General features: G+C 66.5%; 11 protein-coding genes. 3 read left to right on the top strand and 8 right to left on the bottom strand.

Annotation, left to right across the window (positions count from 1 at the left end; genetic code table 11):
* The first annotated feature begins 98 nt into the window (after window positions 1-98).
* The 3 genes from ACIP9X_RS10860 to ACIP9X_RS10870 are packed head-to-tail and all read left to right on the top strand — an operon-like array spanning window position 99 to window position 2,392.
* Window positions 99-1,622: an SDR family oxidoreductase gene (locus tag ACIP9X_RS10860; RefSeq protein WP_400479884.1), complete on the top strand. Its 1,524-nt coding sequence runs from the start codon at window positions 99-101 to the stop codon at window positions 1,620-1,622.
* Between the two features lie 47 nt (window positions 1,623-1,669).
* Complete coding sequence (locus tag ACIP9X_RS10865) at window positions 1,670-2,167, top strand: DUF2505 domain-containing protein (protein ID WP_400479741.1); 498 nt, start codon at window positions 1,670-1,672, stop codon at window positions 2,165-2,167.
* A gap of 3 nt (window positions 2,168-2,170) precedes the next feature.
* The gene (locus tag ACIP9X_RS10870) at window positions 2,171-2,392 is read left to right on the top strand and encodes an SCO4848 family membrane protein (RefSeq protein WP_400479742.1); all 222 of its coding nucleotides are present in this window, start codon (window positions 2,171-2,173) and stop codon (window positions 2,390-2,392) included.
* Between the two features lie 82 nt (window positions 2,393-2,474).
* Here ACIP9X_RS10870 and sufU read toward each other — a convergent pair whose 3' ends face one another.
* The 8 genes from sufU to glmU all read right to left on the bottom strand — a co-directional run bounded on the left by sufU (window position 2,475) and on the right by glmU (window position 14,795).
* Window positions 2,475-2,924: a Fe-S cluster assembly sulfur transfer protein SufU gene (gene sufU / locus ACIP9X_RS10875; RefSeq protein WP_400479743.1), complete on the bottom strand. Its 450-nt coding sequence runs from the start codon at window positions 2,922-2,924 to the stop codon at window positions 2,475-2,477.
* 31 nt (window positions 2,925-2,955) lie between these two features.
* The gene (locus ACIP9X_RS10880; RefSeq protein WP_400479744.1) at window positions 2,956-4,281 is read right to left on the bottom strand and encodes a SufS family cysteine desulfurase; all 1,326 of its coding nucleotides are present in this window, start codon (window positions 4,279-4,281) and stop codon (window positions 2,956-2,958) included.
* A gap of 525 nt (window positions 4,282-4,806) precedes the next feature.
* Entirely contained in the window at window positions 4,807-7,605 is a 2,799-nt protein-coding gene (locus ACIP9X_RS10885) for a LuxR C-terminal-related transcriptional regulator (RefSeq protein WP_400479745.1), read from the bottom strand.
* A gap of 61 nt (window positions 7,606-7,666) precedes the next feature.
* Window positions 7,667-10,405 carry a LuxR C-terminal-related transcriptional regulator gene (locus tag ACIP9X_RS10890; RefSeq protein WP_400479746.1) on the bottom strand — a complete coding sequence of 913 codons (2,739 nt, stop codon included), beginning with the start codon at window positions 10,403-10,405 and terminating at the stop codon, window positions 7,667-7,669.
* Between the two features lie 225 nt (window positions 10,406-10,630).
* Entirely contained in the window at window positions 10,631-11,215 is a 585-nt protein-coding gene (gene pth / locus ACIP9X_RS10895; protein ID WP_400479747.1) for an aminoacyl-tRNA hydrolase, read from the bottom strand.
* A gap of 184 nt (window positions 11,216-11,399) precedes the next feature.
* Entirely contained in the window at window positions 11,400-12,008 is a 609-nt protein-coding gene (locus tag ACIP9X_RS10900; RefSeq protein ID WP_400479748.1) for a 50S ribosomal protein L25/general stress protein Ctc, read from the bottom strand.
* A 316-nt stretch (window positions 12,009-12,324) separates the two neighbouring features.
* Window positions 12,325-13,305 carry a ribose-phosphate diphosphokinase gene (locus tag ACIP9X_RS10905; RefSeq protein WP_400479749.1) on the bottom strand — a complete coding sequence of 327 codons (981 nt, stop codon included), beginning with the start codon at window positions 13,303-13,305 and terminating at the stop codon, window positions 12,325-12,327.
* A complete protein-coding gene (glmU, locus tag ACIP9X_RS10910; protein ID WP_400479750.1) occupies window positions 13,302-14,795 on the bottom strand; it encodes a bifunctional UDP-N-acetylglucosamine diphosphorylase/glucosamine-1-phosphate N-acetyltransferase GlmU in 1,494 nt (497 codons plus the stop codon). The genes ACIP9X_RS10905 and glmU overlap by 4 nt, the downstream gene beginning before the upstream one ends.
* Between the last annotated feature and the right edge of the window lie 67 nt (window positions 14,796-14,862).

Genomic DNA, 14,862 nt, shown 5'->3' on the forward strand with positions numbered 1-14,862 from the left:
CACCCTAGGAGACTCCCGTGAGCGACCAGACCGGAAACAGCAGCAGCGCGGATGCCAGCAGGGCAAAAAACAGCGGGTCCGGCAAGAGCGGCCGGACAGTGCTGGTCACCGGTGCCACGGGCTACATCGGCGGCAGGCTGGTCCCGCGCCTGCTTGAGGCGGGGCACCGGGTCAAGGTGCTGGTGCGCTCCCCCGAGAAGATCGCCGGCGTGCCGTGGTTCGACGACGTGGAGGTGGTGCGTTCCAGCCTCGACGACGCCGCCGCGCTCGAGGAAGCCCTGAAGGGGGTGGAGGTCCTCTACTACCTGGTGCATTCGATGGCGGCGGGGTCCGGGTTCGAAGCCAAGGAAAAGTCCATGGCGGAACTCGTCGCGAATGCCGCTGCAGCCGCCGGTGTGCAGCGGATCGTGTACCTGGGCGGCCTGCACCCCCGCAACACCAGGCTGTCCACGCACATGCGCTCACGGGAGGCCGTGGGCGAGGTCTTCCTGTCCGGCCCCGTGGACGCCATCGTGTTCCAGGCCGGCGTGGTGATCGGCTCCGGCTCAGCATCCTTCGAGATGATCAGGCACCTCTCGGAAACGCTCCCGGTCATGCCCGCACCCAGCTGGGTGCGGAACAGGATCGAGGCGATCGCCGTGCGGGATGTGCTGCATTATCTGGTGGGCGCCGCCGCCCTGACGGAGCCCCTCAACCGGAGCTTCGACGTCGGCTCCCGGGACGTCCTGAGCTATGCCGGCATGATGAAGGAGTACGCAGCCGAAGCGGGGCTGCCGCTGCGGCTTGTCCTGGCGCTTCCCATCCCCGCCCCCAGGCTCGCCGGGCTTTGGGTGGCGCTCGTGACCCCGATACCTCTGTCAATGTCCGTGCCCCTGGTGCAGTCCCTGCAGCACGACGCCGTCTCCGCCGAACACGACATCGACGCCTACATTCCAGTGCCCGACGGCGGACTGACCGGCTACCGCACGGCCGTCGCCCTTGCGCTCGGCAAGGAACGGGATGCCCAGGTGGAGACGACGTGGGCGAACGCCGGCGCCGACGCCGACCCGCTGCCGAGCGACCCCGAGTGGGCCGGGCACAAAGTGTATGTAGACGAGCGGACATTCTCCAGCGACGTCGACCCGGGCCACGTATGGACTGTCATCGAGGGCATCGGCGGGCGCAACGGCTGGTACTCGCTGCCGCTGGCGTGGAGCGTGCGCGGCTGGCTGGACAAGCTCTCCGGCGGAGCGGGCCTGCTCCGGGGCCGCAGGCATCCCCACCGCCTCGTCGCCGGTGAAGTCGTGGACTGGTGGCGGGTGGAGCGGATCGACCGCGGCCGGTTGCTACGGCTGCGGGCAGAGATGCGCGCTCCCGGCCGCGCCTGGCTGGAGCTGTCCGTGGAGCCCGACGGGACAGGGAGCCGCTACCGCCAGCGGGCCATATTCTTCCCCAAAGGCCTCAGCGGGCGCCTCTACTGGCTGGGCGTTTTGCCGTTCCACAGCCTCATATTTCCGGCGATGTCACGCAACATCACCGCAGCGGCCAGGAAAATCGCCGCTGCTGAGCTGTCAGGCCAGGAGCCAGGTACTGAGTCTGCCGCAAAAGAGCCCGATGCCAAGGAGACCCAGGCAACCCCGTAGGATGTGTGGAGCAAAAAGCGTTCTGACCCCACCCCAATGGAGGATCCATGGCACTGAGTGCATCCACTACCCTTCCCCACGGCGTCGACAGCGTCACCGCCGTTTTCACGAACGAGGACTTCCAGCGTCACACCAGCGAACACGTGGGCGGCAGCCTTGAGTCCTTCACGGTGGACGGTGACGTTTCCGGAGCTTTCAGCACCACCTCCGTGCGTACCCTGCCCACCACACGCCTCCCGGAGATCGCCCGCAAGTTCGTGGGCGACACCTTGAAGGTGACGCAGGTGGAGACGTGGGACGCCCCGGGCGCTGACGGCTCACGGCAGAGCAACATTTCCCTCAAGATTGCCGGCGCTCCGATCGACGTCTCTGCTGTCCAGCGGCTCGTCGCTGACGGCGGCAGCACCCGCGTTGAGCTCGAGGGCAACGTCACGTCCTCCGTGCCGTTCCTCGGCGGCAAGATCGCCGAAGCGGCCGAACCCATGGTCGGCAAGGCGCTGAACATTCAGTCCCAGCAGGCCCAGGCCTGGCTCGAAAGCCACTAGGCGATGGAAATCCCCGCTCTTCTGGCCTGGGTCCTGATCATCGCGGGTGTCTGGTCGCTCGTAGTCTGGCCGCAGTTTCTGCGCCGCGTGATGAAGGACCCGAGAGCGCGGGACGCTGCCGGCAAGGCAACGAAATTCCTCACCGTCCACGTCGTGCTGGTGGCGGTGTCCATGGTTCTGGGCGCCGCCACGGCCGGCATCGGTATCGCCGGCCTGTTCGGCTAGCGGGCTGCTCCGGCTGTACAGCCCAACCCTGGTTGTACAGCCGGGCCGCCTGCCCGGATAGCTATTCCGTCTGTCTTTACAGCTAGGCTGCCTGGTTGAGGGCATCCTCCGCGGCCACCCAGGAGATCATGGCGCACTTCACCCGGGCTGCGTAGCGGGCTACGCCTTCGAACGCGGCGGCGTCACCCAGCACCTCGGGATCCGCCTGGATTTTGCCCCGCGAACGGAGCACGTCCCGGAAGCTGCCGATCACGCCGCGCAGTTCGTCCACGGACATGCCTTCCGCCATCTCGCTCAGGACAGATGCCGACGCCATGGAGATGGAGCAGCCGGCCCCGTCCCATGCCACCTGTGACACTGTCCCGTGGTCCACCGCAACCCGCACGGTCACCTCATCGCCGCAGACAGGATTCAGCTGGTGCGACTGTCCGGTGGAGGCGCCGTCGGGGGCTTCCCTTTCGGACAGGCCGCTTCCATGCCGTGCTTTGGAGTGGTCAAGGATGATCTGCTGGTACAGCTGGTCAAGGCTCATGCTGCGTTACCTGCCTTCAGGAATGCCCGCACTAGGCGCGGAAGTAGGCGCGGACCCCGGACACTGCATCCAGGAACTCGTCCACGTCATCGGTGGTGTTGTACAGATAGGCGCTGGCGCGCGTGGTGGCCGTGAGGCCCAGGCGGCGGTGCAGCGGCTGGGCGCAGTGGTGACCGACGCGGACGGCGATGCCGCGCGCATCCAGGAACTGGCCGACGTCGTGCGCGTGAACGCCGGCGACGTCAAACGCCGCGAGGCCGATGCGCTCCTGGCCTGCGGCCGGGCCGAGAACACGGATTCCGTCGATGGCTTCAAGCCCGGCCACCATGCGCTGGCCGAGTTCGGACTCCCAGCGGTGCACCCGGTCAAGGCCGGTCTCGGTGAGGTAGTTGACGGCGGCGGCGAGGGCTACGGCCTGGGAGATTTTCTGCGTTCCGGCCTCGAACCTTTGCGGCGCGGGCAGGTAGTCGGCCCGTTCCATGCTGACGGTGGTGATCATCGACCCGCCGGTCAGGAACGGGGGCAGCACGTCCAGGAGGTCCTGCTTGCCGTAGAGCACGCCGATGCCCGTGGGTCCCAGCATTTTGTGGCCGGAGAAGACGGCGAAGTCGACGTCCAGCTCCGTGACGTTGAGGGACAGGTGCGGCGCGGACTGGCAGGCATCAAGCACCACCAGCGCACCGGCACGCCGGGCCAGGGCCACGAGCTCCCGGACCGGGTTGATGGTACCGAGCACGTTGGAGGCATGCGTGAAGGCGAGAAGCCTGGTGCGCTCCCCCACGGTGGCCGAGGCCTGTTCCAGCTGCAGTTTTCCGGCGTCGTCAACGGGGATGTAGCGCAGCGTCGCGCCGGTCCGGAAGGCCAGCTCCTGCCAGGGGATCAGGTTCGCGTGGTGCTCCATTTCGGTGACGACAATCTCGTCTCCCGGTCCGAGGGCCAGCTCCCGGAGCCGCGCATCGCCCCGGTTCTGCCCGGCCCACAGGGTGGCGTTGGACAGCGCGTAGCTGATGAGGTTCAGGCCTTCTGTCGCGTTGGAGGTCCAGACGATTTCCTCGTACTGCGCGCCCACGAAATCAGCCACAGCCTGCCGGGCGTCCTCGAACGCCTCCGTCGCTTCCACGGCCAGGTGGTGTGCCCCGCGGTGCACCGCGGCATTACGCTGCTCGTAGAATTCCTGTTCGGCCTCGATCACGCTCAAGGGGTTCTGCGACGTGGCGCCGGAGTCCAGATAAATCAGAGGGCGGCCGTTGACGAGCTGGTCAAGGACGGGAAAGTCGTTCCGGATCCTGCGGACCTCGGCATTGTCCATCGCGGGAAGGGCGCGTTCCAGCGTGGTTGGCGTTGCTACTACGGCCAATGGGACTCCTTGGGGATGCCTTGAGGTACCCCTCAATTGTCCCACAGGGCAGTATCGGCCACGGCTTAGGCTGTGCTGGGTTGGACTGCGGCTGCGCGGCTTTGGCCGGCAGGAGTGCACGTGTAAGGGCCGGCGACGGCTGGGGGGAGAGCCTCGGTCTCAGAAGGCTCTGACGTCGCCGGCCCCGCTTGAACCCGAACCCTTGGGGCCGGAAACTGTTGCATCATGTATGACTGCATCATGCGAGACCTGGTAAGTCTGGTGGCAGCTTCTGCAAATGAAGGGCTCCATCGGTTTCTGCTGCCAGTAACAGTTAATCGCGTACCGTGACCGGCAGCACGAGTACCGAGTACTCGTTTTTTCAGGTAATCGACTACTGGTTTCCGCAGGTGGCCATGACCGCGCCCACGGCAGGGTGGGGGGCGGGCTCGTCGCGGCGCGCGGGCCCGCATTCCGGGCCGGCATTTCAGGCCTGCATCCGGGCACGCTGACGCAGCTTGGGGCAGAGCCCTGTCTTGGGAGGCGCTATTTCTTGGGAAGAGCGAGCGCGAGTTCATCCCGCCGGCGTACGCCGAGCTTGACGTAGCTCCTGTACAGGTGCCCTTCGACGGTCCGCACCGAGACCATGAGCTGCTGGGCAATCTCGCGGTCGGAGAGCCCCTGGACCGCCAGCTCCACAATGTCACGCTCGCGGCGTGTGAGGTGGACACTGGGGACCGAGGCCACGAATGGGCTTTCGCGGAAGCGTTCGCCGAGTTCCTGGTCGCATTTTTCGCGGTGCGCCACCGCCTGCCGCGCACGGCGCCGCTCCCCCGCCGCGTCCAGGACAGCACCGGCCCGGGCATAGGCCTCACGTGCCAGGTTTACCAGCCCTGCTTCTTCGAGGGCGGCTGCGGTCTCCATGAGGATGTCTGCGTCACCGCCGGCCCAGGCTTCCGCCAGCTGATGCCACCCAGCGGCCCAGCGTCCTTCGACGGCGTCAGACAACGCCGCGATTTCATCGGCAACCGTGTGGTCTCCGAGATCAGAACACAGGATCAGGCACTCCATCCTGATTCCCGGCTGGGCCATGACGGCGGGTGATGCCGCGAGCTCACGCAGCCGGGCCAGGCCGCTGCCCTTGCGGTCAAGATATTCTGCGGCCGCAGCAGCATATCCCTCAGCCAGGAGTTCTCCGCCGGGCCCCATGGCGTGACGGGCGGCGATCAGGTCCTGCTCGAGTCGCTGGGCCTGAGCCCCGTCCCCCAGCCGCGCGGCGGCGTAAAAGGCGAGCGCCGCGCCGAACCGGAACTGCTGGAGCGGGTCGTTGATGCGAAGCGCCTCGACGGCCGGAAGCAGCACGTGGTAGGCACGTTCCAGCTGGCCCTGCCGCAGGAAGCCCAGACCGCGGAGCACCTGGATCCCTCCGCCGAAGGTGGCGGCGCCCTCGTTCTCCTCCACCGAGGAGTCCGCCAGCTCATGCTCTGCCGATTCCCAGTTGCCGGAAGCGAGGGACGCTGCAACCAGCCGCGTCAGGACGAACTCGTTGAAAAAGTACAGTCCGGCCTGCAGCGGAAGCGCGGGCGCCGCAGCAAGGGCGGCCGCATGTGCCTGGTGCGCCAGCCCTGCCGAGACGAGGGCTTGGGCAAGGAGGGCGTGCGAGATGGACTGAATGGCCTCAGCCACCGTGTCAGGCCGGCCGCCTGCCGGGCCTTCCTCTACGCCTGAAGCCGGGGACTCTGCGCGCAGGGATTCCGGGCGACCTGATTCTGCGCGTGCAGATTCTTCGCGCATGGATTCCGCACGTCCGGATTCCGTGCGCCCGTTGGACGCACCTGCTGCAGCCATGGCACGCCTGGCTCCGACTGATACATCCGTGCCGGCCCGGGCGTCCCCGCCAATCGTCTGGGCGGCAATCAGCGCACGTATGCTCTCGTGGTCGGCGGCCTCGGCAAGCTCGAGCAGGTTGTGGATGGTGTCCTGCCACGAGGACCGGGTGTCATGCCCGGCGTCTGACAGCTGGCCGCGCGACTCGGTCCGAAGCTGTTCCGCTGATTTACCGAGCGCCAGGTGCGCCGACGCCCTGAGCATGAGGACATGCGGAGCTTCGGGGTGGGCGGCGAGTTCCAGCCAGCACGTGTCAAGGAGGGCTGCGGCCTCCCGGTATTTGCCCTCGTTGAAGAGTGCTCTCGCGGAAATCGACTGGGCGTGGGCCTGCAGCTCCGGTGCGCGGACATGTCCGGCCATCAGCCGGGCGCCTGCGTTGTTGAACCTCGTAACTGCCAGCAGGGCGGCATCCAGCAGGTCAGGATCGGCGACGTCCAGGCCGCACTCCAGCGACCACTCAACCATCCGGAGCCTGCCCTCTGGGCCGGCCGTCTTCGGATCGAGGTACCTGGTCATCTTTTGGCGCAACTGGAGGCTGCGCGACACTGAGACCTGGTGCCGCATCGATTCGCCCAGGATCGGGTGCCAGATACGCAGCTGGGTGTGCTGCCCGTTGGATTCGCTGACCAGCTGGTGGTCCAGCAGGGAACGGACCACAGCACCTCCGCACACGTCCTCGATGACGCTGCGGTCAACGGGCTCAGCCAGCGCAATGAGCCTGAGCGCTTCCTGCTCTTCCTGGGTCCTGCGCAGGAGATCTTTGACGACGACGTCGGACAGCCTGGGCCCGTCCGCCGGCAGCGGACCCAGCAGCAGCCAGATCCCGTTCCGCTTGGCAAGGATGCCCGCTTCGACCGCATCACCCAGAATGCAGTTCAGGAGCAGGGGGTTCCCGCCCGAGGCAGACCACAAAGACTGCACGGTGTTGGCCGGGACCGTCCCCTGCAGGGTGTGCTCCACCACCTCTGTGACCTGCTCGCCGTTCAGGGGCCGGAGGTCTATCCGCTCGGCCTGGCCGTCGTACCACAGCTGGTTCAGTGCCTGCGGCAGCCCCGGCCGCGGGCGTCCGGAGGCCAGCACACTGGCCCATCCGGCCGACATCATATCCACCACCATGTTGGCCGTCGCTTCGTCCAGGTAGTGGGCATCATCGACGACGAGGAGCAGCGGCACATCCTTGCCGCCCTTGAGTTCCTGGAAGTACGCCCACACCGACCGCAGCACCGCCACCGGCGAGTCTGACTCCTCCGGCGGAAGATCGGCCGTGTACGGAGCGAGTACGCCGTAAGGGACCTTTGAGAGTGACGAACTGCCGTGGATCCGGAGGATGGTCATTTCGGACGCGAGCCTCCCGCTGACGGCGTCCGTCAGGGACGACTTCCCCAACCCCGGCCCGGCCATGAGAAACACGGCCTGGCTTGCCCGGCTGCGGATTGTGCCGCAGACGTGTTCGATCACCTCGTTCCGCCCGGTGAGCTGCCTGTGGTCCGCAGCGGGCTCCGGCTTCTGCGGACGGCCCTTAGACGAGTCCAGGCAGATCACCCCTGGAAGTCACGCCCAGCTTGGTGAAGACCTGGTAGAGATGCCCTTCCACGGTCCGGACGGAAACACCCATTTCCAGGGCAATGTCGCGGTTAGAGACACCTCGACCGGCCAGACGGGAGATCTGGCGCTCCCGCGCGGTCAAAAGCGGGCTGCCGCTGCTCGGGACGATGGGCAGGCTCGGAACGGTGGCCGTAAGGGCGTCCAGCCGCGCCTGGGCCACGCGGGCTGATGCGGAATCGCCGGAATGCCGGGCAAAATCCACGGCCAGCGCCACGCACCGCGCCTCCACGGCATCCAGTTCGAGCTCCGCGGCGAGGTGTGCGCCCTCCAGCAGGACCTTCGCGTCCTTGGTGCGGCTGCCCACGGCGACCAGGCGGGAGATCTCTGACAAACTTCCCTGCCGGTGGCCGGCGACTTCCTCCATGAGGCGGAAATCCTCATCTGTGCCATTGACCGTGGCACCCAGCAGACTGATTCCGGCAAGGGTATAGCGACCTGCAGCGATGTCGCGCTTCGCGGATTCCCGCAGCCGCTTCACGGCGTCGGGGTCACCCAGCCACCGTCCGGCCATGTCGGCACAGAAGTCCGTGATGGTCCGGGTGCGGAAGTTGCAGTGGGTGCGCGCCCCGCGCAGCTTGTCGAGGTACTTATGGGCCTGGCCCGCGTTGCCGATCTGTGCGTAGGCAAAGGCCGTGGCGGCGTAGGCGGCCTGCAGCATGTTGACCACGGGCCGGAGTTCAAGCTGGGCCACTGCCGACAGGAGCGAGTCCAGCGCAACAGCGCCGCGCCCCGAGTACACGTAGGCGATTCCTGTCGCCAGCTCCATGGCGGAGGTCCGGTGCGCCAGGCGGCGCTCCTCATGCCCCTTGGGCGGACCGACCAGATCCAGGCACCGCCGCCATTGCCCGGCCTGGAGCAGCACCGAGAAGGCGGTCATGGAGAACATCTCGCGCAGGCCGGCCATGGGACCTGCATCGGAGAGCTGGCCGCCCACCCGGCGTGTCAGCTGCAGCGCGTCCATTTCCCTGCCGCAGGACGACAGCGCATGCATGAGGATCAAAGCGGACTGGACGCGGAACGCGGGGTCGTTGTTGAGGGCCGGATCCGCCGCCTCTTCGAGTGCCTCGATCATGGGCGCATAGTCACCGATGAAGGAACGGTACTCAAATTCCGCGAGGGTTATGGCGTTCGCCGCTGCGCCCAGCGAGTCCGGCCAGCTGGCGGCGATGCCGGGCCCCACCCCCAGGCGCCTGCGGGCGGCGTCGATTTCGTCCGGGACTTTGTCGCACACTTCCGGGAGCCACATCATGACGCGGCACTTCGCGGCGATAACGCTGGCGAATTCCTCCACGCCGAGCTGGTCCAGCTGCGCCGTGGAAATGCTGTCAAGGGCGTCCATGGCCTGTAGCGGCAGATCCAGCAGGAGGTAGGCCGTGGCCTTGTGGTGCTGCCCGGCCACCCACTCGGGGTCTGTTCTCTTGATTCCTTCGAGGCAGTTCAGGGCAAAGCGGGGATCAAACAGCTGAACGGCTGCTTCTGCAGCTGCGACAGCCATGGCAGGGCTGAGCTCGGCCTGGCATTCGCGCGTCCATGCAGCGAACTCGATCCGTTCTTCGAGGCTCAGCTGGACAAGCTCGGGTTCCTTATCACCCAGCAGCAAGCTCCTGAGCTCGCGGCGTCGTGAGAGGCTCAGCCAGGACCTGACGACGTCGCCGAGGTACTGCTCCCGGAGCGACACCCAGCGGGTTTCGGTGTCTCCCACTTTGAGGAGCCCGGCATCCTCCATGTCCGCCACGATGTCCGTGCCGTACAGCTCGGTGAGCCGCGACAAGGGCACCCTGCGCGCGCAGGAGAGCATTTCCATGACCTCGCGGCTTTCGGGTGATTCACGGGACCAGCGGGACCGGACAATGTCATCCAGGCCGGTGGCGCCGTCCAGCACCACTTTGTCACGCAACGTCCAGACTGAATCGGAGAGGACCAGGTTGCCCGACTGCTGCTGCTCCGTGACGAGTGCCTTCAGCAGGAGCGGGTTGCCCCCGACAATTGCGTGGTACGTGCTCACGAGGGACGCCGACACCCGGTGCCCAAGCAGGGTCAGCAGGACTTGCCGGGTCTGCAGCTCGTTGAGGTTCTCCAGCCGCACTTCAGTGAGGCGGCGGTCCGTGAGCAGCCAGTGGAAGTCTGCGGGAAGGTCGCTGGTGCCGGGCGCAATGGCAATGATCCGTGCCGTGCGCGTCAGCATGATGTTCAGGAGAACCCCTGCGCTCATGTCATCGATCATGCCTGTGGTGTCGAGGGTGATAATGCATTCCCTGCCGGCCGCGTCGCTCCTGATGAGGGACGTGATGCCCTGCAGAACGGCTGTGGGCGAACCCATGGCCGATTGCGGCAGCCGCGCCAGGAGGAAGGCAAGGCAGCCGTAGGAGGTCTGCGAACCGGTGAGCGGGCTGCGCAGCTGCAGCGCCCAGACATCCTTGCCCAGCTCAGCCACTGCGGTCCGTGCCAGGGACGACTTGCCCACGCCGCGGGCACCGGTAATGACGACACCAAGGGAGTCAGGATCAGTCAGGGCATTGCGGATGGCCTCCAAGTCCGCGCTGCGCGCGGGGACCGACCATCGTTGCAGGTCCGTTCCGCCCGCGGATGCCGCAGGACCAGCCAGCACACCCGCCGTGGACCCACGACCCCAGCTCAGTGGTTCACTAGACATGAACTTTTCCTTACATCCCGCGTTGCAGGATAAAGGCCCCATCGCCTCCCCCGCTTAGGAGACAGACTACCCCGTTACCCCTGCCATGAAACAGGGCAAACGATTTACATTTCCCCGTGTCTTGCTAATGCGGCAGAAATAGCATTCGGGAATTTGAAAATGCAGGGACGACCGGAGAAAACAACGGGTTGCAGCGGCAGGGGCGCCTGCAACGCGCCCGCGGCGTCAGACCTTCGCCGGATGGAACCGCTGCTGCGCCGCCGTCAGGCCGTCCCGGACCAGCAGTTCGACGGCGTCTGCCGCCTCATCGAGCAGGAAAGGCAGCTCTTTCTTTTCCGCCGGGGCGAAGTCCCGCAGCACAAAGTCCGCAGTGTCCATTCGCCCTGGGGGCCTGCCGACGCCGACCCGGACGCGCAGGTAGTCCTTGGTGGCGAGAGCCTTGGAGATATCCCGCAACCCGTTGTGGCCGCCTTCTCCGCCCCCGAGTTTTAGCTTCACAGTATTAAAGGGAATATCGATTTCGTCGTGGACTGCCACCACACGTGATGGATCGATGTCATAAAACCTGGCCAGACCGGAAACGGGACCGCCGGAAACATTCATGTAGGTCACGGGCTTTGCCAGAACCACACGCGGACCCCCGATGCCCAGCCGGCCCTCAAGGACCTGTGCCCGGGCCTTGTGGATCTTGAAGGTTCCGCCAGCGCGGTCAGCGAGCTCATCGAGGACCATCTGGCCCACGTTATGCCGGTTGCGGCTGTACTCGGCGCCGGGGTTTCCAAGGCCTACGATCAGCCAGGTGTCAGTCATGGATCAATCCTAAAGTTGTTGCGGCGCCGGCAGTCGTTGCGGCGGGGCCTCAAGTGTCCGTTCGCGCTCAGAGCCGCGCTGGGTGCGTTGGCCAGGCTTAAAGAACCCGGGTACGCCGGTGGCCGGGCCCAAAGGACCCGGCCACCGGCACCTGCGCCGAGGCGCGGATAAGCAGCAGTGCTTGTTACTCGGCTGCAGCTTCCGCAGCCGGAGCTTCCGCAGCTGCGGCTCCCTCTTCGCCTTCCTCGGCAGCTGCGGCAGCAGCCTCGGAGATGTTGACGACGAGCGCGTCGGCGTCCGCCAGCAGGACAGAGCCCTTGGGCAGCACGAGGTCGGACGCGTGGATGTGCTGTCCAGCGGAACGGCCTTCAATGTCCACCTCGACGGCGGTGGGCAGGTGGGTTGCCTCAGCCTCGAGGGAGATGACGGTCAGTTCCTGGTTGTAGGCGTTGCCGGGTGCCAGCTCGCCGACGACGTGGACGGGAACGTCAACGGTGACCTTTTCGCCCTGGCGGACGGTCAGGAGGTCGATGTGCTCGATGATCTGCTTGATGGGGTCGCGCTGGACGTCCTTGACGAGGGCGAGGTGGCCTTCGCCGTTGACGTCGAGGGACAGCAGGGCGTTGGCGGTGCGCACGGCAAGGGTGGTGGCCTTTGCGGGGAGCGTGATGTGGATCGGCTCTGCGCCGTGGCCGTAGATGACTGCGGGGATCTGGCCGGCCATGCGGGCGCGGCGGGCGAAGCCCTTGCCAAATTCGGTGCGTACTTCTGCTGCGAGCTTCTGCTCAGACACAAATATCTCCTGGTGCTTTCGGTGTTTTACAGCAAGGGCGGAGGTCTGGAGCGACCTTCAACGCCGGGCTGCCCGGAGGCGGCCCTACCAGAAGGGAAGTTCAGACCCAGTCGATAACGGAGACCAGCAGCCTGGTTTCCCGTGTATACGGGCGTCCCGGTGCTCTCCCTCGCCAAGGTATCGGGATAAATCCTACCAGCGCCGGGACCGTTTGCTGAAAACGGGCACATTACTGGCAGCGCTGGTTGAGCTTGCCGAATCCCGGGGCTTCGGGTTTCGGCAGGCCCAACCAGCGGAGTTGCTCAGCCAGCAGGTATCAGGCGTTGCCGTCGAACAGGCTGGTGACCGAGCCGTCGTCGAACACTTCGCGGATGGCGCGGGCGATCAGCGGTGCGATGGAGAGCACCGTGAGTTCCGGGAAGCGCTTCGCGGCCGGCAGCGGCAGCGTGTCCGTGACCACAACTTCGCGGGCGCCCGACTCGGACAGCCGGCGGGCCGCCGGGTCGGAGAAGATCGCGTGCGTAGCGGCGATGATGACGTCCTTGGCCCCGGCGTTCTTGAGCACCTGGACGGCGCCGGAAATGGTGCCGCCGGTGTCGATCATGTCGTCGATGAGGACACAGGTGCGACCCTCGATCTGGCCCACCACTGTCTTGGAGACAGCCTGGTTGGGAACGGTAAGGTCGCGGCTCTTGTGGACGAAGGCCAGCGGCGCGCCGCCAAGGCGTTCGGCCCACTGCTCAGCCACGCGGACGCGGCCGGTGTCCGGGGACACCACCGTGATGTTGTCCGCCGCGACCCTGGTGCGGATGTAGTCGGCCAGCAGCGGAATAGCCATGAGGTGGTCCACCGGGCCATCGAAGAAGCCCTGGATCTGCGAGGTGTGCAGGTCAACGCTCATGATGCGGTCAGCGCCGGCGGTCTTGTAGAGGTCTGCCACCAGGCGCGCGGAGATCGGCTCGCGGCCGCGGCCCTTCTTGTCCTGGCGGGAGTAGGGGTAGAACGGCGACACCACGGTGATCCGCTTGGCCGAGGCCCTCTTCAGCGAATCGATCATGATCAGCTGTTCCATGAGGTGGTTGTTCAGCGGCGCGGGGTGGGCCTGGATGACGAAGGCATCGGTTCCGCGGACACTTTCACCGGCGCGCACGTAGATCTCACCGTTGGCGAAGTCGTAGGCGTCGACGGGCAGCAGCTCGGTGCCCAGCTCCTTGGCAATTTCGCGGGCCAGCTCCGGGTGTGCGCGCCCTGCGGCCAGCACCAGCCTTTTTTCGCCGCGAGCCGTAATGTCGGTCATGGTTGCGTGCCCTCTTCTGTAGATGCCGGGGAATGTGAGGTGTCAGTAGTAGTTGCTCCGGCTGCCGCCGCCCGTGCCGCTGAAACCGAACCCGGACGGTTGGCAATGACCCAACCTTCCGAGTTGCGCTGCGCGGCCATGGACAGCGCCAGGGCCCCAGCGGGAACGTCCTTGCGGATCACGGCACCGGCGCCGCTGTAGGCACCGTCCCCCACCGTGACAGGAGCGACGAATACAGTGTTGGAGCCGGTGCGGACACCCGAGCCGATCACCGTGCGGTGCTTCTTCTCGCCGTCGTAGTTGGCTGTGATGTTGCCGCAGCCGATGTTCGTGTCCTCGCCGATCTCGGCGTCTCCCGCGTAGCCCAGGTGGGACAGCTTGGAGCCGCGGCCGATGGTCACGTTCTTGGTTTCGTAGAAGGCGCCGATCTTGCCCGTCTCCCCGAGGACGGTCCCGGGACGCAGGTAGGTGAACGGTCCCACACTGGCGCCGGCGCCGATCTCCGCTCCCGAGCCGTGCGTGCGGGTTACCTTTGCCCCTTCGCCGATGCGCACATCGGTGAGGGTGGAGTCGGGGCCGACGACGGCGTCACGTGCCACCGCTGTGCTGCCGTGCAGTTGGGTGTTGGGCAGGATCCGGACGTCCTCGTCCAGGGTGACGGTGGAGTCGATCCACGTGGTGGCGGGGTCAACGACGGTGACCCCGGCGCGCATCCAGGCTTCCACGATGCGGCGGTTATGTTCGGCGCCCAGGGCGGCGAGCTGCACCCGATCGTTGGCGCCTTCGACCTGCCAGCGGTCAGCGGTGACGACGGCGGCAACGCGGCCGCCTGCCTCCCGCGCCAGTGCCAGGACGTCCGTCAGATACTTCTCGCCCTGGGAGTTGTCCGTGGTGACGTGGCCGAGGGCGTCGCGCAGCACGGCGGCGTCAAAGGCATAGATGCCGGAATTGACTTCCCGGATCTCGCGCTCCGCGTCGGTGGCGTCCTTGTGCTCGCGGATGCCCGTCACAGTGCCGTCGGCGCCGCGGAGGATGCGGCCGTAGCCGGTGGCGTCCTCGAGCAGGGCGGTCAGGACCGTGATTGCGTTGCCTTCCGACTCATGCGTGGCAACGAGCTCGGACAGCAGCTCGCCGGTCAGCAGCGGCACATCGCCGTAGGTCACCACCACGGTTCCCTGGAGCCGGGCATCCGCATCCAGGGCATCCAAGGCAACCTCGACGGCGCGGCCGGTGCCGGGAATCTCATCCTGATCAACGATCAGGGCATCGGCGTCGAGCTCCTTGAGGTGGGTGGCCACGCGGTCACGCTCGTGGCGCACGACGACGGCCACGCGCAGGGGATCGATGCTGCGCGCCGCAAGCAGGGCGTGCCCCACCATGGAGCGGCCGCCGATTTCGTGAAGAATCTTGGGGGTACGGGACTTCATCCGGGTACCGGCACCTGCAGCTAGGACAATGACGGCGGCTGGGCCGGACTTCTCGGGGCTCACGTACGGGCTCTCCTTGTTCGGTTGCGCGGTACTGCATGCGCGCCGCCGCCCGAGCGCGCCCGGAGCC

The organism is Arthrobacter sp. NPDC093125, assembly GCF_044754225.1.
GTDB lineage: Bacteria > Actinomycetota > Actinomycetes > Actinomycetales > Micrococcaceae > Arthrobacter.